Consider the following 20,024-nt stretch of genomic DNA (forward strand, 5'->3'; position numbering starts at 1 on the left):
ACGCGGCGGCCGCTCAATCGCTCGCTGTGGGATTGGGAGAACGGCACGCCGCTGGCGGCGCCCGAGGCGCCAATTCCGCCGTCCGGGCCAGCACCCATCATCCGCAAAGGCGACGCCAGCCCATCCGCGCCATCCAGCCATACCGCCAATTCGAGCTCTCGGTTGGACATTGCAGCCTCTTACCGCGCCTGCGGCAAGGAGGCGTGAGATGGTCCGGCAGGATGATCTGAAGACCTATTTCGACAACGCGCGCCGGTGGGAACAGGATCTGTTGCTGTCGGCCCATCGTTCGCGCCGAACGGCATGGGTGATCGCCGCGGGCGCATGCGCCTTGGCGGTGGCCTCAGTCGGGGCGGTCGCGGCGCTGGCGCCGCTGAAAACGGTCGAGCCGTTCGTCATCCGGGTCGATAACGCGACTGGTATTGTCGACACCGTTTCCGCCCTCAATTCGACGCCGGCACGCTACGACGAAGCCGTGACCAAGTATTTTCTTGGACGCTACGTCCGCGCGCGCGAAGGGTTCAGTTATCCGGAAGCCGAAACCAATTTCCGCACGATTTCGCTGCTTTCGGGGCAGAGCGAGCAGGCCCGCTTCGCGGCCTGGTATCGCGGCTCCAATCCCGAAAGCCCACAGGTCGTTCAAGGCCGATTCGGGGTCGCGACAGCGCGGATCAAGGCGATCTCGCTGCTGGCCGACAACGTGGCGTCCGTGCGCTTCATGAAAGAGACCCGCAAGGGCGAGGAAACCCACATCACCCACTGGGTCTCGACCCTGACGTTCACCTACGCCAACGCACCGATGTCGTCCGCCGACCGTTTGATCAATCCACTCGGCTTTCTGGTTTCGGAATATCGCGCCGATCCGGAGGTCGTGCCATGAAACGTCTCGCGCTTCTGATCACTTTGGCCCTCGGATTTGCCGGACCCGTGCTGGCACTTCAGCAACCGGTGCCGGGTCAACACGATGCGCGCGTGCGCACGGTGACCTATGACTCAGCCAATGTGGTTCGCCTCAACGGCGTCATTCGCGCATCGACTCAGGTCGTCTTTGCCGATGACGAGGAGATCGCCCATGTCGCCATCGGCGACGCAATTGCATGGGAGGTCGCACCCGCGGGTTCGATATTGTTCCTCAAGCCGCGCGAAAAACACCCATCGACCAATCTTCAGGTTGTCACCACCCGGCCCGACGGACGCAAGCGCTCCTATCAGTTCGAGTTGTCGATCGCCGAGACGACGTTGGCCGACAGCTACTTCGTCGTCCGCTTCGCCTACCCAGGCGACGAGATCGAGCGGCGGCGCGTCGAGGCGGCTGCCCGGGGTGCGGAGCGGGAAGGCGCGCTGATCGATCAGACGTTTGACCTGCATCATGCCTATGGCGCGCGCAACTGGCGTTTTTCCGCCCAGGGCTCGATCGACCTCGAGCCCGAAGCCGTCTTCGACGACGGCAAAGAAACCACATTTCGCTTCGCCGGCAATCGCGAGATCCCGGCAATCTACCTGATCAACTCGGATGGATCTGAAAGTCTGGTGCCCAAGGATGTCCGTGGCGAGCTCGTGGTGGTCCACGCCACGGCCCGCGAGTTTCGTCTGCGCAAAGGAGGCAACGTGCTCTGCATTTTCAACGAGGCGTTCGACGCGGTGGGAATCAACCCCGGCACCAATACCACCAGCCCCTCGATTGAGCGGCGGGCGAAGAAATCACCTCCATCCCTGAAGTCACGATAGGTGGGCGCGACATGACCGAGCATCACGATGAGACGATTGCCGGCGACCGCGGCATTACCCCTGTGGGAGGCGGGGACAATGGTCGAGCGGCGATGCTCAAGCGCGGCTTCGGCGCGCTGGCGCTGACCGCTTTTGCCTTTCTGATCATCTGGAGCACCTGGAAGAGCGATAAGCCAGTGAGCGATTCCGCCCGCAAGCTCATGATCCGGCCGGCGGCGGCGTTCGAGCCCGCACCGGAACCGCCGTCTGCACCAATCATCACGGGTTCAATTACAGCCACGCCGGTCGCAGCTGCGCCAGCGGCGCCGGCGCCCGCCTCCGACCAGCTGCTGGAGAGCGCTCGGCGCGCCCCAGTCCTGGCCTATAATAGGCCGGTTTCTTCCGGGCGCCCCGCCCGCGATAGCGCCACCGGAAGCGTCCTGACCGAGCCCTATGAGTTTGGACGGGGCGAGCCGCGCAACGATCTTGCCGACAAACTGAAGCCCACGCCAATCGAGGGCGTACGCGCCGCGCGGCTTCCAAACCGTAATCTGCTGGTTACTCAGGGCACTTCAATTCCGTGCGTACTGGAAACGGCAATGTCCTCGGACGTGGCCGGCTTCGTCTCCTGCGTCGTCATCCGAGATGTGATGTCGGACTCCGGCAACGTGGTCCTGATGGAAAAAGGCACGCAGGTGGTTGGCGAATATCGCGGCAATGTGCGGCGCGGTTCAAAACGCCTGTTCGTGCTGTGGACCCGCGCCAAAACGCCAACTGGGGTGATTGCAGCACTCTCCTCGCCGGCTACCGATGCGCTGGGCCGTGCCGGCTTCGACGGCGACATTGACACCCACTTCTTTGAGCGGTTTGGCTCGGCGCTCCTGCTCTCGATTGTCAGCGATGCCTCATCCATCGGTCGTCAGCAGATGCAGGACGGCTCCATCCAGATCAACAACACCGCGGGCGCCACCAATACGGCCGCCGCTATCGCTGTTGAGCAGTCGATCAACATCCCGCCGACCCTGAACAAGAACCAGGGCGAACTCGTCAATATCTTTGTCGCACGCGACGTCGATTTCTCATCCGTCTATCAACTTCGGCGAATCGAGACCCGGACCCAGATTCTCGACCGCACCATTCCCGGGAACATCGTGGCCCCGGCTGTGGTGACGAAATGAGCGCGGGTGCATCGAGCGAACGCGACGGTGGCCGCCTGGTCCTGGAGCGCTATCTGGAGCCGCTGGCACCATACCTGGCGGACAAGACCCTGACCGAAATCGTCGTCAACCGCCCGGGCGAGATCTTCGTGGAAGGGCCGGGCGGTTGGACCCGGCATGAGGCGCCAGCTTTGACGCATGCCTACCTCTCCCATCTGGCAACTGCCGCCGCCGGTCACACTCGTCAGGACGTCGGTCCAGAACATCCGGTGGTGTCAACCAGTTTGATCGGCGACGAGCGCTGTCAGATCGTGATCCCCCCGGCTGTCCCGGCCGGGACAATCAGCCTGACAATCCGCAAGCCATCGACCTTGACCATGACGCTTGACGCCTTCCAGCAGGCAAGACTGTTCGACGAGGTCCGTGTCACGGGGAATGAGCTCCGCCCTGACGAGCATCGCTTGCTTGCCTTGAAAGAAGCCGGCGCTTGGCGCGAGTTTCTCGAGCTTGCGGTACGGACCCGCCGCAACATTCTCATTTCTGGCGCAACCGGTTCCGGCAAGACCACCTTGTCCAAGGCGTTGATCGCGGCGATTCCGGCGCAGGAGCGGCTCATCACGATTGAGGATACCACCGAGCTTGTCATCCCCCATCAGAATTGCGTCCGGCTGCTCTATGCCAAGGACGGGCAGGGCGTCGCCAAAATTGGACCGCGCGAACTGCTCGAGTCCTGTCTGCGGATGCGCCCGGATCGCATCCTGCTGCAGGAGCTGCGGGATGGAACGGCATTCTTCTATCTGAGGAACGTGAACTCGGGCCATCCGGGGTCGATCACGACGGTCCATGCCGACAGCGCCCGGCTGGCCTTCGAGCAACTCACCTTGCTGGTGAAGGAAAGCGCGGAAGGCCGTGACCTTCATCGCGACGATATCCGCTCGCTCCTGCTGCTTCTGGTCGACGTCGTCGTCCAGATGCAGAAGCGAGATGGCCGCTACCGCATCTCGGAAATCTATTATGACCCCGTTCGCAAACGCGACCACGCCCACTAGATTCGCGCTCGGTACTGCGCTTGCGGTCGGCGCCATTGGGGTGTTTCTGCTGGTCGCCTCAAATGTTCTGCTGCTCGGGCTCAGGCATCACGATGGAGGCATCCACTGGTCCGAGATCGCCACGGGCTGGCCCCGATACGGCACGGAACCACGCTTTGACCGCTGGCTGACACTCTCAACTCTAGCAGGGGTGATCGTCGTCTTTGGCCTGCTCGGCGCTATCCTCCGGCAGCGACCTCTGCCGCTTCATGGCAGCGCCCGTTTCGCCTCGGAGCGCGAGATCAAGGCCGCCGGCCTGCGATCCAAGGAGGGCCTGCTGCTCGGCCGCAAGGACGGCAAACTGCTCTGCTTTGGCGGATCGGAGCATGTCCTGGTCTACGCCCCAACTCGCGCGGGCAAGGGCGTCGGCTATGTCATTCCGAACCTGCTCAATTGGCCGGATTCAGTTGTCGTGCTGGATGTGAAGAAGGAGAACTGGGATCGCTCGGCGGGCTTTCGTGCAGCGCATGGGCAGGAGGTCCATCTGTTCGACCCTCTCGAGGAGAGCGGCCGCACGGCACGCTATAATCCGCTAGGTTATGTGCGCAGCGATCCCGGCGATCTCTATGATGATCTGCAGCGCATCGCGGTGATGCTGTTTCCGGCCGAAAGCCGGGGCGACCCATTCTGGTTCGAGGCGGCACGGTCGGCCTTTGTGGCTGTCGGGGGCTATGTCGCGGAAACGCCTGGCTTGCCCTTGACGATTGGGGAAATCCTGCACCAGCTCTCGGCAGCGAGCGACCTCAAGTCGCATTTTGAGAAACTCATTGCCGCTCGCAAAAGCGGCCCTTCACCACTGTCGCGACACTGCATCAGCGCCTTGAACGACTTCCTCGCGGCTTCCGAAAACACCATGAACTCGGTGCGCAAGACCGTTACGGCAAGGCTCGGTCTCTGGCTCAACCCGCGCATTGATGCCGCGACATCGACCAACGATTTTGATTTGCGTCAGCTGCGGCAACGGCCGATGTCGATCTATCTCGGGGTCACGCCAGACAATCTCGACCGTATGGGGCCGCTTCTCAACCTGTTTTTCCAGCAGGTGGTCGATCTCAATACCCGCGAACTGCCGGAGCAGAATTCCAAACTCAATCGCAAGGTGCTGCTCTTGCTCGATGAGTTTCCAGCGCTGGGCAATGTCAATGTGCTTGCGAAATCGGTCGCGTTCATCGCCGGATACGGCATCCGCCTTCTCACCGTGATACAGAGCCCAGCGCAACTGCGCGCGATCTACGGCATCGATGCCGCCCGCAACTTCATAACGAACCACGCCGTCGAGGTCGTCTTCGCCCCGAAGGAGCAGGACGTGGCCAATGAGCTCTCAGAGCGCATCGGCTACGACACGGTGAAGGCGCGCAGCCGGAGCGGACCAAGAGGGCTTGCGACGCGCTCGATGAGCGAGACGGTCTCTGAGCATCGTCGCGCCCTGATGCTGCCACAGGAACTAAAACTCTTGCCGAGATCCAAGGCCTTCATCCTAGCCTCCGGCCTGCCGCCCGTCATCGCCGACAAGATCGTATATTACGAAGACAACGCCTTCCTGCGGCGTCTACTGCCGGCGCTCACCCCGGAGATGCCCAAAGGCCGCTCGAATGCGCTGATTGAGGCAGAGATCAAAGAGCTTCGGTCTGAAGTCGCTGAGCTCCGCATGGTATTTCGGTCGCGACCGATGACCGACGAGGAGGTGGCCGACCCCTCCACCATTCCTGCCGGTGCCAGTTTCGATTTCGGGGACGTGGATATCGACCTTGAAGGCCTCTCCGAAGACGACCTGAAAGCCTGGACCCTAAACTACATCGACGCTCAGGTCATTCCGCCGACGCGGCGGACCGGCCGCAAGCGGAAGGGTGAGCAGCATGAACGACAGGCATAACGCTAGCGAGGAATTCAGCCTGGAGCGGCAACGTCGTTCCGGGCGCGCTTCCGCCCGAGAAAAGGAGGAAGACGAGTCCATAGCAACAGCCCCCAACAAGCCTTCATCCGCGGAGGTCACCGATAGTGGGTTTCCGGACCGTATCCGTCGGAAATATTACGTGGTCGCCAGTGAATCCGGAAAGGATGGATCTGACCGCGAGGCGCGGCTCTATGCTGATGAGCGGAGAGAGTACCTCGCGTTCAAGACCACTGACGATCGCCTTCTCACCCGTATAGCTGCTGCCGAAGTGATCCGGGACATGGTCAGCGTCGCACAACATCGCCAGTGGGAGGCCCTTCACGTCCATGGTTCTGTCGAATTCCGCCGCGAGGCCTGGCTCGAGGCACGCGCGCGCTTCATGGATGTGAAGGGCTATCAGCCAAGTGAGCTTGATGGCCAGGCGCTCGCTGATCGACGAGCCGCATGGGATCGAGCCCACGGCCGGACCAACGATGTAGAGGCTCGCTCGGCCTCGGACAGGCCGCTGCAGGCGGATAGGCTCGACTACGACAAGGGTGTTTCCGGACGTCTGATGGAGGTCGGTTATGGCGCCTACCGCAACCGCCCCGACGCGGAGCCATCAACCTATGTAGCCATCGAACTGGACGATGGCCGGCGCCATCAGGTGTGGGGCGTCGGCCTTGAAAAGGACGTCGCAGACAGTGGCGGCAAGCCTGGCGACCGCATCCTTATGCGTAGGGAAGGCGTCGAACCCGTCATCAGGGCGATCAAGTTCATAGACGCCGCCACAGGAAACGCTAACACTGAACGGCGCCAGATGTGGCGCAACAGGTGGAGCGTGACGGTGGAGGCACGCCGTGCAGAGCGACCGGCGGCCGCGCATGATTCCGACCTGCTCGCGGCCCAATCCCAGATTGTCGTCGTCAACAAGCTTGTCGAACGCGCTCTGCCAAACGATGAGATTGCTCGCCAGAGCATTATGGCCTTCGCCAAGGAGCGGATCGCGCACCATCTCGAAAACGGTCATTCGTTTACTCGCGCGACCGTTCTAGACCCTGTTCAGGACCGTCACCGACCCGGACCCCAGAAAGGCGAGACACGTGATGAAGGGCGGATAAGAATGAAGGAACAAGAACGCTGACTTTTCCGTTCCAGATGTAGGGCTACCGCAGCGTAGGCTGGTCGTCTAGCCGCGTTGCCCTGCGACACGGCTTGCGCTTACCACAACCGGTGAACTCGATTTCTCCGATGATGGATTGGACCGGGACATCTCGAAAAGCGAGGCACGATCAGCACTTAAGCGCCGCCGCCTTTCGCCATGCTGTACCAAATGCTGTACCGAACCGGTGCTGGGCGTACGCAGGCGAGTGATGTCGCAGTTGGTGTGCACCCGATCACTCGCGGGTAGTGCAGCGTACTACGCCAATCCGCGCGATTGTGCTCCTTCGAACACAGGCGGCGTTCTTTCTCGTTTATCGAGGGCGATGGAGGATGCGTATATCGCGCCCCGTCGTTTTCACCCTTTGCTGCTTGGGCTCAGTCGAATTTGAAAGCTCAGCTGCAGTTCTCGTATCAACAAAAAATGTGCGAGGCCAGCCGTCGGCGGAGGTCAATCCGCAGAATGAGCGGTTAAGAACACCCTTGGCGCAAGGTCGACGTTACGCATCATTCGTGCAAGGTGCTCAAACTGCTTAGTTGGCATGATCACCGCCGGCTGCGCAGACGCGAGTCCCGGCTAGCTGCATGCGGCGGCTCAAGGATGAACTGCTTAAGATCGTTGCCGGCAACCACCACAATCACGAAATTCAGCTTTCCATCTGCTTTCATTAGACCGCCGCTTATCGCCCTTCCTTGCGCGTTTCTCTCGGCAACAACGATCCCGTCGGCAATCTCTTGCCTGACATCGTTCAGAGAGGTGAGGTTAGTTTGATCCTCCCATGTCAGATCGGTCACCAAGGACATAATCGTCCCACCAACGGTCGTCCCACTATTGGCATCGATTGCATCGTCCCAGACCTGATTTCCGCGATAAGTTTTCACGCGATAAACGGGAGTGCCTGATGTGCCATCAAAGCTGACGTCTACGACCCTTGAGCCTGCGTGAAGGCTCTTCGCTGCTGCCAGAGCTGCCCGCATTGATACTTTGACGGTACGGAAGAGTTCGAGCTCGCGACCAAGAGTATCCTTCTTTTTTACCTCGCTGTCTTCCTGTCCCTCTGTCGAGGTCGCGATCAGCTCCCGCCGAGCGTGGGCATACGAGGGAACGCATGTCAGGAGCAGAAGGAATGCGGCGACGGGACGCAATGTCAAGATTTCACATATCAACGGCCGGCGTTCCATATCGTTAATTGCCTGGAGCGAACGTACTGCATGTGGCCCACGTGCGGATGATCTTGCGCCATCGCCGATCGAGTAGGTTAGTGGCTCGAAGAAGATGCTATGGGGGATAAAGCAACGATAGCCGTACCATCTCGGCGTGGGCGGCCGGGCTGGCGCGCTGCCATCCCGGCGTCGTTTCAGTCAGCTTTCAGTGACAGCAGTCTGTCTGAAGTCAGAAAGCTGCCTGCTTGTGCCACCCGGAATTAGCGAGGTAGCCACACCGGTCGACTGGAGCCAATCGGACTGATAATCGGATCTGCCCAGAACTCGGGTGTCTTCGACAATTCGACTTGCGAGCCCAATCGTGTGAACTCGCCGAAGGATGTTTGCCCGGTCTGAAGATTTGGTTTGATAGGTTTGTGATCGGGCCCGAGACTGTCCAGCTTCAGCAGAGTCGCATTGTCGACAAGCCCAATGGCTTGCTCGAGCATCACGGTCTGCGCAAGATTAACAGAAACACGGTAGCTGCCTCCCTCGGTGGCGCGACGAAGCAGCGCGGCCTGCACGCCAATCGCACCCAGATAACCGGTTAGAAAGTCGCAGATGACATTGACCCCATGCGGCAACTGAGGCTGATCCGCCGATCCAATGTCGCAGAACATGCCGGTCAGCCCCGCTGCCGTGAAGTCGTAGCCCGCCCAGTCTGCCCACGGGCCCTTTCGTGAATTGAGCTTCATCTCGACGTAGATGATTCCTGGGCGATGCTGCGCGAGTGTTTCGGCCGAAAATCCCTGCCGGCCAGCTAGATGTGGGCGTAGATTCTCGACGAAAACGTCGGCCTGCTTTGCGAGTTCGTAAATCGGCTTCTTGTTGCGATCGATACGCGCGTCCAGATAGGTCTGGCGAAGACCAGCATCGCACTGAAGATATATGGTTGGCTCTTCAATCCAGTCTAGCGTATTCAGGTTAAGGCAATCAGCCCCCTGGGCGGCCAATTGGCGCATCGTCGCCGGCCCGGCTACAACATGAACCATGCCGAGTACCCGTAGTCCAGAAAGTGGGCGGGGTCCGTTGGGCAAAGCTTCAGGCGCGCTATCGCCGATCTTTTCGATATGGATGAGGGGACTAGCCACGTTCTGAACGTACTGTTCTGTGCGATGATATTCCGCGCGTGTGCGACAAATCGCCAAAGGTACACCGGTGTCCTGTGCCGCCCTTTCAAGATCTTCCGCGTCCCACTTTCTGGTGGCGCGTTCGAGTTGCAAGGGGAGTATCCCGCAGTCGAGCAAAGCGCAGATCCGCTCAGTATTGGAGGCATAGAGTGAGGTAAGCACGACCCAACGCCCGTCGCGCGTCGGCAGGATATTGGTGCCCAACTGTCCAACATTTCCGCCGAACATCTGCGGTACGCCGTTGATCAATGTGCAATCCGCCAGGGTATCCTGCCATGCGCTCTGTGTAACATAGGCCTTTCGCAGATCGACATGGATGTCCTGACCCTGTCCGGTGCGCTTGCGCCAGAGGATTGCGCTGGCGATTGCGTTCGCTGCCGTCACAGCAGCAGAAACGCAGCCGACCTTGATGTGCGTCGGGCGGATGGGATCCATTCCTGCGAATGTCAGCGTTCCTCCCTGGTCTTTGCGATCCAGCCCCGCCTCACTGAGGATCAAGTCCACGACCTTGGTCAAGTCATCATGATCGTTGACGATTGGATAATTGAGCATAGCACTTCTCCGAAAATGTAGACGCTGCCCGGCCGTAACCGTCGACATGTGACCCGTCGGGCCGGCAATCCTCTGAATTCTTTAGGTCGCTCGACCTCGGATGCGCCAGTAAAGCCTTCCAAAAAGCTGCTAATTGCTTCGGCGAGAAACGGTACGATCTCTGTTCGAAACCAGGATCTCCGAAATTGTGACGTTCAGGGTGCCACAGCGGCTGCAAATTTGACGGCGGGTGCCGATCGATGTGCGGCCTCGGTGCATCAATCAAGAGCGGGACATTACTAACTATTTGCACGACTTAACTGGCCTGCGGATGTCGCCCCGAGCAAAAGTCCGCTCCAGCATGGGCGACACACGAAAAATCACGGCGATACTGGCGGCCGACATTGTCGGATATAGCCGGCTCACGGGCGCCGACGAAGATCGTACGCTGGCTCGGCTGCGGACGCTCCAGAGCGATTTGGTCGATCCGACGATCGCCGTTCACAATGGACGTGTTGTTAAACGGACTGGCGACGGGCTGCTGGTCGAGTTTCGCAGCGTCGTCAACGCGGTGCTCTGCGCAATCGAAATACAAAACGGAATGGTCGAGCGTAATGCGGGTCTACCGCCCGAGCGGCGTATCGACTTTCGCATCGGCATTCACCTCGGCGATGTCGTTGAGGAGCGCGACGGCGACCTGATGGGCGACGGTGTCAATATCGCGGCCCGTCTCGAGGGAATAGCTCTGCCCGGCGGCATTTGCCTTTCTGAAGATGCCTATCGCCAAGTCAAGGCACGGCTCGATCTGGCGGTCAGCGACCTCGGCGCTACCCGATTGAAGAACATCATCGATCCAATCCGCGTATATTCGCTTCAGGTCGGGCTCGCTGCGGAGCCCCGGCTGCCACCGCAGAGCGAGCCCGGGCCCCACCAGGAGACGTCGGTTTCCCTTTCGCTTCCCGAGAAGCCCTCGATCGCAGTCCTTGCTTTCCAGAATATGAGCGGCGACATCGACCAGGAATTTTTCGCCGATGGTATCGCAGAAGACATCATCACGGCACTATCCAAAGCGAGGTGGCTGTTCGTCATCGCCCGGAATTCCTCGTTTACCTATAAAGGAAAATCTACCGATATACGTCAGGTAGGACGAGAACTTGGTGTGCGTTACGTGCTCGAAGGCAGCGTCCGGAAAGCCGGCAACCGTGTTCGCATAACGGCCCAATTGATCGAAGCCAACAGCGGTCACCACCTCTGGGCGGAGCGGTTCGATCGAGCGCTCGAAGATATTTTCGCGGTCCAAGATGAGATCACGCGTAACATCATCGGGGCAATCGCGCCAGGAATTGTAGCGGCTGAGATTCAGCGCTCGCAGGGGAAAGAAGTCGCCAAGCTTGGCCAATGGGAGCGGGTGATGCGCGCCCATTGGCACGTCCAACGTTTCACCCCCGCAGATTGCAACGAAGCGATCCGGCTGATCGACGAGGTACTGCAGTTCGATCCAGCCAATGCAATGGCGCTCGCCGATCTCGCCTACAACTGGCATATGGGCGGTCTTTTTGGTTGGACGAAAGGGCCGTTCGCGGTCGCCGTGGACCGGATGGGTGAAGCGGCGCGCCGCGCGGTCGCCGCCGACGATCGGGACGCGGCCGCGCAGACCGCGCTCGCTGTTCATGAGCTCTTCAACGATCAGCACGATGATGCAATCAGGCGCCTTCATCGTGCGATCGAACTCGATCCGAATTCGAGCTTCGCGCGCGGTTACCTCGGCGCCGCTTACAGCTTCAATGGCACGCCAGATCTTTCACTTGAGGCCTTGCAGGAGTCCATGCGGTTAAGTCCGCGCGATTACTTGACGGTAATTTGGCATACTTGTTGTGCGTGGTCGCATTTACATGCAGAGCGCTTTGCGGAAGCGGTGGACTGCGCCAGACAGGCCGTCGACTTTAATCCATCCTTCCCCGATTCGCATGCCACGTTAACCGCGGCTGCTGCGCATCTCGGGCGTATGGCAGAGGCGCGCACCGGGCTCGACGGTTTAATGCGGCTGTTGCCGGGTCTCACTCTGGCCGACCCGCGACTGACGCGGCCATTCCGCCGTCAGACAGACCGAGAGCGCTTCCTCGAGGGCTTGCGAATAGCTGGGTTACCAGATTAGCCGCCCGATACCTGCGATCGACTTCAATATGCGAAATATTACGGGATGCGGTTTTCGGATTTCGACGCCTGAACCCCTTTGAAGGATACTACGATGAGAAAGATGGTTCGGGGGCTGGTTGGGTTGGTGGTCGTCGCGGCGTTCGGTGCGATGATCTGGTTTGCGACCAGGCCGCCGCCGCTGACTGTTCAGGGTGAAGTTTCGGCAGATCGCGTCGACATCAGCCCGCGGATCTCGGCACGGATCGTCACGCTTAAATCTGATGTTGGCGACACCGTGGAACGCGGCGCCGTCATGGCCGAATTGGAGAGCCCGCAATTAGTCGCGGCCCGGCTCGCCGCCCGGGCCGCGCTGGCGGTCGCCAAGGCAGACCTGGGGCGTATCAACAGCATCCGTCCCGAAACGGTCGCTCAGCGTCAGGCCGATCTCGATGCGGCGAAGGCCGATGAAATACTCGCCCAGGAGACCTACAACCGTCAGATCGAACTAGCCAAGACCGGAAACGTGCCGCTGGCTCGTGTCGATGAAGCGACCCGAAATCTGTCGATGGCCACCCAAAAGCGTCAGGCGGCAGACGCGGCACAGCAACTTGCGGCGCAGGGCGCCAGCAAAGAGGAGCGTGCGCTCGCGGCGGCCCAGGTCGAACAGGCCGGCGCCACGCTAAATCAGCGTGACGTCGACGTGGCCGAATTTGTTATCCGCGCGCCGATCTCCGGTCAGGTGACGACACGCATCGCAGCTCTCGGCGAGAACTTCAGTCCAGGCGCACCGCTTTTCTCGCTGATCGACATGAACAATCTGTGGTTCACGTTCAACCTGCGTGAGGATTTGCTTGGCGGCCTGAAGATTGGCGACAAGTTCGACGTTGTCGTGCCCGCGTTGAAGTCCCAGGTCGTTTCGGTGCACGTGACCATGATCAACGTTCAGGGCCAATATGCCGCGTGGCGCGCGACGCGCGCGACGGGCGATTTCGATCTCCGCACCTTTGAAGTGCGCGCCAGGCCCGAAGGTCCCGTCGACGGTCTGCGACCGGGAATGAGCGCAATCGTTGCCTGGGCCAATCGAGGGCGGTGATATGCTGTCACGTCGGACTATTCGGCACGGCTTCTGGCTGGTTTTCTGGAGAGAAGTCGGCTGGCTGCGACGGCGACCTTTTTTGTTGGGTTTGACGACGATCGTTCCGCTGGTTCAGATGGCCTTTCTGGTTGCGATCTTCAGCGCGGGGTTGGCAACGCGGTTGCCGATTGCCGTGCTCGATCCGGACGGATCGGATCTGTCGCGCACGATCATTCGCATGGTCAATTCCACGCCTGATACCGCGGTGGCCGTGCGCGTAGGTGATCTTGCGGAAGGACGCGGGATGATCCTGTCGGAAAAAGTCCACGGCCTGCTGATGCTGCCTCGAAATCTTCAGCGAGACGTGTTCGCCGGTCGCCGTCCCGAGGTCGTCTTCTTCTACAACACACAAACCATGACGACCGGCAATCTTACCGTTCGTGGCGTGAATGCCGCAGTTCCCGCGGCAGCCGCGGGGATCCAGTTATCGCTGCGGTCGGAGCAGGGAGAACCGTTGGAAATCGCCAAGGCCGACCTGCAGCCGATCCCTGTTCAGACCCACGCGCTGTTTAATCCGACGCTCAACTACGTCTACTTTCTGTTGACGGCACTCATACCGGCCGTGTTGCAGGTCGTCATGGTAACGACCGGGGCCTATTCGGTCGGCCTCGATGTCGAGACGCCCCATCGGCTTCGGATCCTTCGTGTGCTTGGCGGCGGTCTGTGGCCCGCAATGGCGGGCAAGATCTTACCCTACGTGGGTCTGTTTATGCTGGTGCTCGGAATCTCCGACACGGTGCTGATCACCGTATTTGAGCTGCCGCTGCATGGGCATAGCTGGCTGCTGATCATCGCCGGGCTGCTGTTCGTTTCGTCATGCCTGCTGCTCGGCGCATTGTTGGCGGTATCTCTGAAATCAACGGCGAGCGGCGTCAGCATCGGCGCGCTGCTGGCAGCGCCTGCGTTCGGGTTCATGGGAATAGGTTTTCCACGTCTGGGTATGAACACCTTTGCCTATGATTGGGGCGCCCTGTTGCCCGGCACTTGGTATCTGATCGCGCGTGTCGATCAGACTGTGCGTGGCACGCCGGTCGATCTGTCCTGGAAGCCGCTATTGGTGCTGCTCGCTTTTACCGTCGGTCTCGGTGGAATGCTGGCATGGCGGCTGGACAGTGCCCGTTCGGCCGCCCAGCGAACAGGCGGTCCAATTGCGTCGGCCGGCCCTGGCGAGGCATATGTATGACCGGCATTTTCGTGGCGTTCCGGAACGAGCTGCACCGCATTTTCACGGTCAAACCGGTTTTCTCGGTACTCATCACCGGCGTTGCGATTTATGCGCTGTATTACCCGCAGCCGTACCTCAACGAGGCGCTTCGTCATGTTCCGATCGCAGTCGTCGATCGTGATGGAACGCAGGCCAGCCGGGACTTTGCCCGTCGTGTCGACGCCACGTCCGACGTTGCTATTCTGGAGGTGCTGCCGGACCTCGCAAGCGCCGAGCGGGAAGTTCACGCGCGCCGCGTCGACGGAATCCTCGTGATCCCGGAATACTTCGAGCGGGAGCTTCTGCATGGGCGGCCATCGCCGGTCGCCCTCTACGCCGATGCAAGCTATTTCCTGATCTACCAGCGTGTGGCCGGAGCGGTCTCCGCGGTGGCGCAAACCGTTGGCGCCGAAGTTGAGGCTGCGCGTCTGGTCGCCGTCGGCGTAGATCCGGCGATCGCGGTCGCGGCATCCACTCCAATGCCCCTAACCACGGTACCCCTGTTCAACCCCGAAGGGGGCTACGCGACCTACATCCTTCCCGCCGCCTTCGTCCTGCTTCTGCAGCAGATACTTCTAATGGGCGTCGGACTGCTCAGCTCCATGCCTGAGGCGGATCGGGGACTCGCAAGCCGTGAACGCCGCTCGCCGCTCGCGACCATTCTTGGCAAACTGCTTGCCTATCTCGCACTCCAGGCCGTTGTCTTGCCGTTTTATCTTGTCGTGCTACCTTATTTGTACGGCTTGCCTCGACTGGGTAGCCTCTTGCCGCTGCTTATTTTCGCCATTCCGTTTGTGCTCTCGGTTGCAGGCCTCGGTTTTGTCGTCGCTGGTGTCTTTCGCAGGCCGATCCGCGTGCAGCTTATTCTCGCCTCGGCTGGCCTTCCCCTGTTCATGGTAGCCGGCTTCTCATGGCCGCGTGAGGCAATACCTCCCGCGATCAAGCTGCTGTCGCACGCTGTGCCGAGCTCTGCTGCGATCGATGGCTTTGTGAAATTGTCTCAGCTCGGCGCTCCGCTTTCGGCGGCAAGCTCCGAGTTTCTGACACTCTGGGGCCTCGCGGTTTTCTACAATCTGGTCGCGCTTGGGTTAGCCATGCGTGATGCGGTGCCAATCGATAACGCTGCACAGGCGTCGCCGGCAACCTGATGCTTTGTCGGGAAATCGCGGGCGAACTGTTTCGCAAAGATTTGCGGCGCTTTGGCTGGATTAACTCGAACGTCTGAGTGCGCTGGGTGACAGTCGATCACCAATTGTCGAGTGATGGCCCGACTATGCGCCGTTTCGATTGACGCACTTCAAAACAGGAGAGTTCCATGGAGAGAGTTGCCAAGTCAACGTCCAATGTAACGTCAGGCCGCCTGTTCGTTTTGGATCTCAGCGGCGGCCGGGTGCTCTCTCTGAATCCCGATGGATCCGATATGAAAACCATCGTGAGCGAAGGACGACGGCATCCGGATGGCGTCGTCGTCGATGTCGCCGCGGGCCATATTTACTGGACAAATATGGGCAATCCCAACGCCAATGACGGCAACATCGAACGGGCCGATCTTGACGGCGGCAATCTCAAAAGCATTATCCCTGAAGGTGGCACGTTTACCCCAAAGCAGCTTCAGCTCGATAAACAGAACGGCAAGCTCTATTGGTCGGATCGGGAAGGCATGCGGATCATGCGTTCAAATCTCGATGGTTCCGACATCGAGACTCTGGTCCAAACAGGTTATGGCGAGATCGATCGACGTGACGCCAAGAAGTGGTGTGTGGGTATCGCTGTCGATGTCGAGGGCGGAAAGGTCTATTGGACTCAAAAAGGGGAAGACAACGCGGGCGAGGGCCGGATATTTCGAACGAATCTGGACATCCCGAAGGGCCAGAATCCAGCGAATCGGAAGGACATTGAGCTGCTCTTTGACGGGCTACCCGAACCCATCGACCTCGATCTCGACCTGACGAACCGAATGATCTATTGGACAGATCGAGGCGACCCGCCGCGTGGTAACACCGTGAACCGGGCGCCGATGGATGGGGAATCGGGAAGGCGCAAAGACCCTGAGATTGTCTTCACCCATCTGATGGAAGCGATCGGCCTTTCGCTGGATGTCAAGGGTGGTCGTATGTTCCTGACCGATCTTGGCGGCTCCGTGTATAGCGCGAACCTCGATGGATCGGGCAAGAAAATGCTGCTCGCCGCCGAGGGTAACCTCACGGGGATCGCGTATGCGGAGCTTCCGGTGAGCCTCAAGCGATAAATCGCACGGCGAAACTCCTGTTTCTCCTGGTTCTGGAGGCCGCCGGCTGCGAGTTCGCGATAGGCATCGCCAGCGCCGCCTTCGTTCTCGCGCTGGAATCTGCCTCAAGGCCGGCCGCTTCGAACTAGTTCCGCGTAGGTCAAGCCGGGTCATCCTGAGGCCTCTGGTGATTAGTGACTTCCAGTTCGGCGCCTCGCTCCGGGTGGGCGCGGGGCCAGATTTCGAACGACGGCTGCAATTCTCCCCCTTGCCGAATTACCGCGCGGCTCGTTGAGCGTTCACGCTCTTGGCGTTCGATGAACGTCAAAATCCCGCTTGATCCGCAGATCGGCTGCCGACGGGCTGTGACCGACATTCGGAAGGATTTGCCGGGATTTGGTGCGCTTCACTCGATCCACTCGGTACCACGTCGTAGCAACATTCAATTCAACATCGCAAGCACAGGACGTTGCAATGACAAGGATCATCAATCGCGTCGCGATCATCGGCACCGGCGTCATCGGCGCGAGCTGGGCCGCACTGTTTCTGGCAAAGGGCCTGGAAGTTGTCGCGACCGATGTTGCGCCGAACGCGGAAGCGTCGTTGAGACGCTTTATCGAGGAAGCGTGGCCTGCGTTGAAACGGCTGGGCCTCGCGCCTGGCGCGTCACAAGCTAATCTGAAGTTTACGTCTGACCTCCCAACAGCCCTCAGAGATGCGGACTTTGTTCAGGAGAATGGACCCGAACGGATCGAGTTCAAGCGAAAGCTATATGGCGAAATCGACGACTTGCTGCCGGCGGACGTCATTGTCGCGTCCAGTTCATCCGGCCTTACCATGAGTGAGATTCAGTTAGGAGCTGTGGCCCATCCCGAGCGCTGCGTTATCGGCCATCCATTCAATCCTCCGCACCTGATCCCGCTGGTCGAGATTGTCGGTGGTGCGAAGACTTCCGAAGACACGATTCGTCGCGCTGCGGAATTTTATACCTCGTTGGGCAAGCGAACGATTCGCCTTCACAAGGAATTGCCCGGACATGTCGCCAATCGACTGCAGGCGGCTTTGGGCAGGGAAGTCTATTACCTGGTTGCTGAAGGGGTCGTCAGCGTCGCCGATATCGACACGGCGGTGTGTTGGGGTCCCGGCCTGCGATGGGGTGTCATGGGGCAGGTCTTGCTCAATCATCTCGGCGGCGGCCAGGGCGGCATCGAGCACTTTTTCGATCAGTTTACGGCCCCGCTGACGGCCTGGTGGAAGGTCTTGGGCTCGGTGGAATTGACAACCGAAGTTCGTCAGAAACTCATCGAGGGGCTTCATGCTGAAGTCGGATCGCGCACGGTCGACGAAATGAGCGCGCAACGAGACGCGATCTTGCTTGGGCTTCTCGAGCTCCGCGCCAAATTCGACGCACCCTCGGTTGTGCCGGGAAAAGTGGTCGGTGCTGGCTGATACTGTGCCCGGGTCGAGAGATCCAGTTCCGGAGGCGGTTCGTCCCGATCCGCATTTCAAGAGGTAAACATGGGCGATGTACTGGAAATAGCTCGCGAGCGAGAACGACGGCCTGTACCTGTCGCGCCCGAAGGTACGAAGAAGCGGATCGTGATCGTCGGAGCCGGCTTTGCCGGCCTCGCTGCGGCACAGGCGCTTCGGAAATGCGACGCAGAGGTTATCCTGATCGATAGACGGAACCACCATATCTTTCAGCCTCTGTTGTACCAGGTAGCGACGGCGGTACTCGCCCCTTCCGAAATCGCCGCGCCGATACGGGAGTTGACGCGGAAGCAAAAAAACCTCTCGGTGATGTGGGCCGAGGTCAAGGTTGTTGACGTTGAATCTCGCACCATCGACGTCGATTGCCACGACGCGCATCTGAGGACAATTTCGTTCGATTATCTGGTCGTTGCAACCGGCGTCCAGCCCAGCTATTTCGGCCATGACGAATTCGCCCGGCATGCGCCCACCCTCAAGACCATCTCTGATGCCGAGCTCATTCGTACCAGACTTCTGATGGCCTTCGAGATGGCGGAGCTGACAGACAACCCCGGCGAGCGCGCGCGGCAAATGACATTCGTTCTGGTCGGCGCCGGGCCATCGGGCGTGGAACTGGCAGCCTCCATGGCACAATTGGCTACAGTGACCCTGCGCTCGAATTTCCGGAAGATTGATCCGGGGAAGACTTCTATCTTGCTGATTGAAGGGGGAAAGCGTGTGCTGCCAAGCTACGCCGAGTCATTGTCGAAGAAAGCGACCACCAGGCTCAATCGACTTGGCGTGAAAGTGATGACAAGCGCAATTGTGGAAAAGGTGGACGAACACGGCGTGACGGTCGCCGGACAATTGATCGAAAGTGCGACGGTTTTCTGGACGGCGGGAGTTGCTCCTTCTCCGATTGTCAAAATGCTTGGCGGAAAGACTGATCGCGCCGGAAGGGCATGCGTTGGGAGTTTTATGAACCTCGCGGATGCCGACGGGATTTTCGTGGTTGGGGATTCTTCGTCGGTGATCCAGGACGACCGTCCGGTGCCGGGAGTAGCCCAAGCTGCTATCCAGCAAGGCCGATACGTTGCGCGGTACATCGCAGCCGAAATTGGGGGAAAGTCGCGGCCGCTCCCGTTCCGCTACTTCGATAAGGGAAGCATGGCTGTAATTGGTAAGAATTTCGCAATTCTGGAAACAGGTCGGATTCGCATGAGCGGGTTTCTGGCGTGGCTGGCCTGGGCATTCGTTCACATGGTTGCGCTTCCGCAACGGCAAAACCGCATGCGGGTCCGCATTCAATGGCTATGGTCCTACTTTACCGGGCAACGTAGCTCACGGCTTATGTCTGAAGCTCAACATCGAGGACTTGGCATCTGAACGAGCGGCAGCAACATGATCGGATCCGGCTATATTCCGGCTCTTGCGGCGTTCGGAGGATCGGCCTTTGGCGGTTTGACCACGTTTGCGGCCACTTGGTTCACGCAGCGCCGCAAGGACGCTGTAAAGCGGTTCGCGCGAGACAAAACCGGAAGACAAAAGCTGTACAAGAACTTCATCGAAGAGGCGTCCAAGCTATATGCCGATGCACTGGTGCACGATAGCTCCGAAGTATCGGTTCTTGTCAGCATGTACGCAATGATCGGACGAATGCGGATTGTGTCCAGTGACGCGGTCATCGAGAAGGCAGAAGCCGTAACGCGTATGATCGTCGACACCTATTTCGCCCCGAACAGGTCATTTCCGGAACTGCGGGAGCTGATAGGAAGTCACACCATGGATCCTTTGCGAGAGTTCAGCGAGGCCTGTCGAAACGAACTGAGCGGCCTCGGGGAAAGCTAGGTCGCGCAAAAGACAAGTCGTCAGCGTCATGCCTTCATTCGACGTGAGATGCCATCCATCGCCTGTTGAAGTTCGACGCGCTCTCAACGAATGAAGAGAAATTCGTGCAGTCTATGAGGAGAGGCCGGCATGAAGGGTCTCGAAGCCTGAATCG

The 20,024-nt window shown here is 59.8% G+C and carries 16 protein-coding genes; 14 read left to right on the top strand and 2 right to left on the bottom strand.

From position 1 onward, the window contains the following. The first annotated feature begins 208 nt into the window (after positions 1 to 208). From QCM77_RS34550 to QCM77_RS34575, 6 genes are read left to right on the top strand one after another with little or no spacing between them, the layout of a single operon-like run. Complete coding sequence (locus QCM77_RS34550; RefSeq protein ID WP_280095951.1) at positions 209 to 880, top strand: VirB8 family type IV secretion system protein; 672 nt, start codon at positions 209 to 211, stop codon at positions 878 to 880. Next, positions 877 to 1,728, top strand: a complete 852-nt coding sequence (virB9, locus tag QCM77_RS34555) for a P-type conjugative transfer protein VirB9 (protein WP_280095952.1) — start codon at positions 877 to 879, stop codon at positions 1,726 to 1,728. The genes QCM77_RS34550 and virB9 overlap by 4 nt, the downstream gene beginning before the upstream one ends. Positions 1,729 to 1,739: 11 nt before the next feature. After that, on the top strand, positions 1,740 to 2,885 hold the full coding sequence (gene virB10, locus QCM77_RS34560) for a type IV secretion system protein VirB10 (protein ID WP_280095953.1): 1,146 nt from the start codon (positions 1,740 to 1,742) through the stop codon (positions 2,883 to 2,885). Next, positions 2,882 to 3,913: a P-type DNA transfer ATPase VirB11 gene (gene virB11 / locus QCM77_RS34565; RefSeq protein WP_280095954.1), complete on the top strand. Its 1,032-nt coding sequence runs from the start codon at positions 2,882 to 2,884 to the stop codon at positions 3,911 to 3,913. The genes virB10 and virB11 overlap by 4 nt, the downstream gene beginning before the upstream one ends. Then, on the top strand, positions 3,879 to 5,825 hold the full coding sequence (locus QCM77_RS34570) for a type IV secretory system conjugative DNA transfer family protein (protein ID WP_280095978.1): 1,947 nt from the start codon (positions 3,879 to 3,881) through the stop codon (positions 5,823 to 5,825). The genes virB11 and QCM77_RS34570 overlap by 35 nt, the downstream gene beginning before the upstream one ends. After that, a complete protein-coding gene (locus QCM77_RS34575; protein ID WP_280095955.1) occupies positions 5,809 to 6,969 on the top strand; it encodes an LPD7 domain-containing protein in 1,161 nt (386 codons plus the stop codon). The genes QCM77_RS34570 and QCM77_RS34575 overlap by 17 nt, the downstream gene beginning before the upstream one ends. 563 nt (positions 6,970 to 7,532) lie before the next feature. Here the strand turns inward: QCM77_RS34575 and QCM77_RS34580 are convergent. Continuing rightward, positions 7,533 to 8,168 (bottom strand): PepSY domain-containing protein, encoded by a 636-nt coding sequence (locus QCM77_RS34580; protein WP_511337222.1) that lies wholly within the window; start codon positions 8,166 to 8,168, stop codon positions 7,533 to 7,535. Between the two features lie 242 nt (positions 8,169 to 8,410). Continuing rightward, complete coding sequence (locus QCM77_RS34585) at positions 8,411 to 9,871, bottom strand: CoA transferase (RefSeq protein WP_280095957.1); 1,461 nt, start codon at positions 9,869 to 9,871, stop codon at positions 8,411 to 8,413. 340 nt (positions 9,872 to 10,211) lie between these two features. Between QCM77_RS34585 and QCM77_RS34590 the strand changes: the two genes are divergently transcribed. The 8 genes from QCM77_RS34590 to QCM77_RS34625 all read left to right on the top strand — a co-directional run bounded on the left by QCM77_RS34590 (position 10,212) and on the right by QCM77_RS34625 (position 19,870). Further along, a complete protein-coding gene (locus tag QCM77_RS34590; RefSeq protein ID WP_280095958.1) occupies positions 10,212 to 12,005 on the top strand; it encodes an adenylate/guanylate cyclase domain-containing protein in 1,794 nt (597 codons plus the stop codon). A gap of 93 nt (positions 12,006 to 12,098) precedes the next feature. Next, positions 12,099 to 13,079 (top strand): HlyD family secretion protein, encoded by a 981-nt coding sequence (locus QCM77_RS34595; protein WP_280095959.1) that lies wholly within the window; start codon positions 12,099 to 12,101, stop codon positions 13,077 to 13,079. A gap of 1 nt (position 13,080) precedes the next feature. Further along, positions 13,081 to 14,304, top strand: a complete 1,224-nt coding sequence (locus QCM77_RS34600) for an ABC transporter permease (RefSeq protein WP_280095960.1) — start codon at positions 13,081 to 13,083, stop codon at positions 14,302 to 14,304. Then, entirely contained in the window at positions 14,301 to 15,473 is a 1,173-nt protein-coding gene (locus QCM77_RS34605) for an ABC transporter permease (protein ID WP_280095961.1), read from the top strand. Before QCM77_RS34600 ends, QCM77_RS34605 begins: the two co-directional genes overlap by 4 nt. A gap of 167 nt (positions 15,474 to 15,640) precedes the next feature. Next, positions 15,641 to 16,573 (top strand): NHL repeat-containing protein, encoded by a 933-nt coding sequence (locus QCM77_RS34610; RefSeq protein WP_280095962.1) that lies wholly within the window; start codon positions 15,641 to 15,643, stop codon positions 16,571 to 16,573. A gap of 453 nt (positions 16,574 to 17,026) precedes the next feature. Next, positions 17,027 to 18,001, top strand: a complete 975-nt coding sequence (locus QCM77_RS34615) for a 3-hydroxyacyl-CoA dehydrogenase NAD-binding domain-containing protein (protein ID WP_280095963.1) — start codon at positions 17,027 to 17,029, stop codon at positions 17,999 to 18,001. Between the two features lie 69 nt (positions 18,002 to 18,070). Next, on the top strand, positions 18,071 to 19,408 hold the full coding sequence (locus tag QCM77_RS34620; RefSeq protein WP_280095964.1) for an NAD(P)/FAD-dependent oxidoreductase: 1,338 nt from the start codon (positions 18,071 to 18,073) through the stop codon (positions 19,406 to 19,408). 15 nt (positions 19,409 to 19,423) lie between these two features. Continuing rightward, positions 19,424 to 19,870, top strand: coding sequence for a hypothetical protein (locus QCM77_RS34625; RefSeq protein ID WP_280095965.1), 447 nt, complete (start codon positions 19,424 to 19,426; stop codon positions 19,868 to 19,870). Positions 19,871 to 20,024 lie beyond the last annotated feature (154 nt).

The sequence above is a fragment of the Bradyrhizobium nivariense genome (assembly GCF_029846695.2).
Lineage (GTDB): Bacteria > Pseudomonadota > Alphaproteobacteria > Rhizobiales > Xanthobacteraceae > Bradyrhizobium.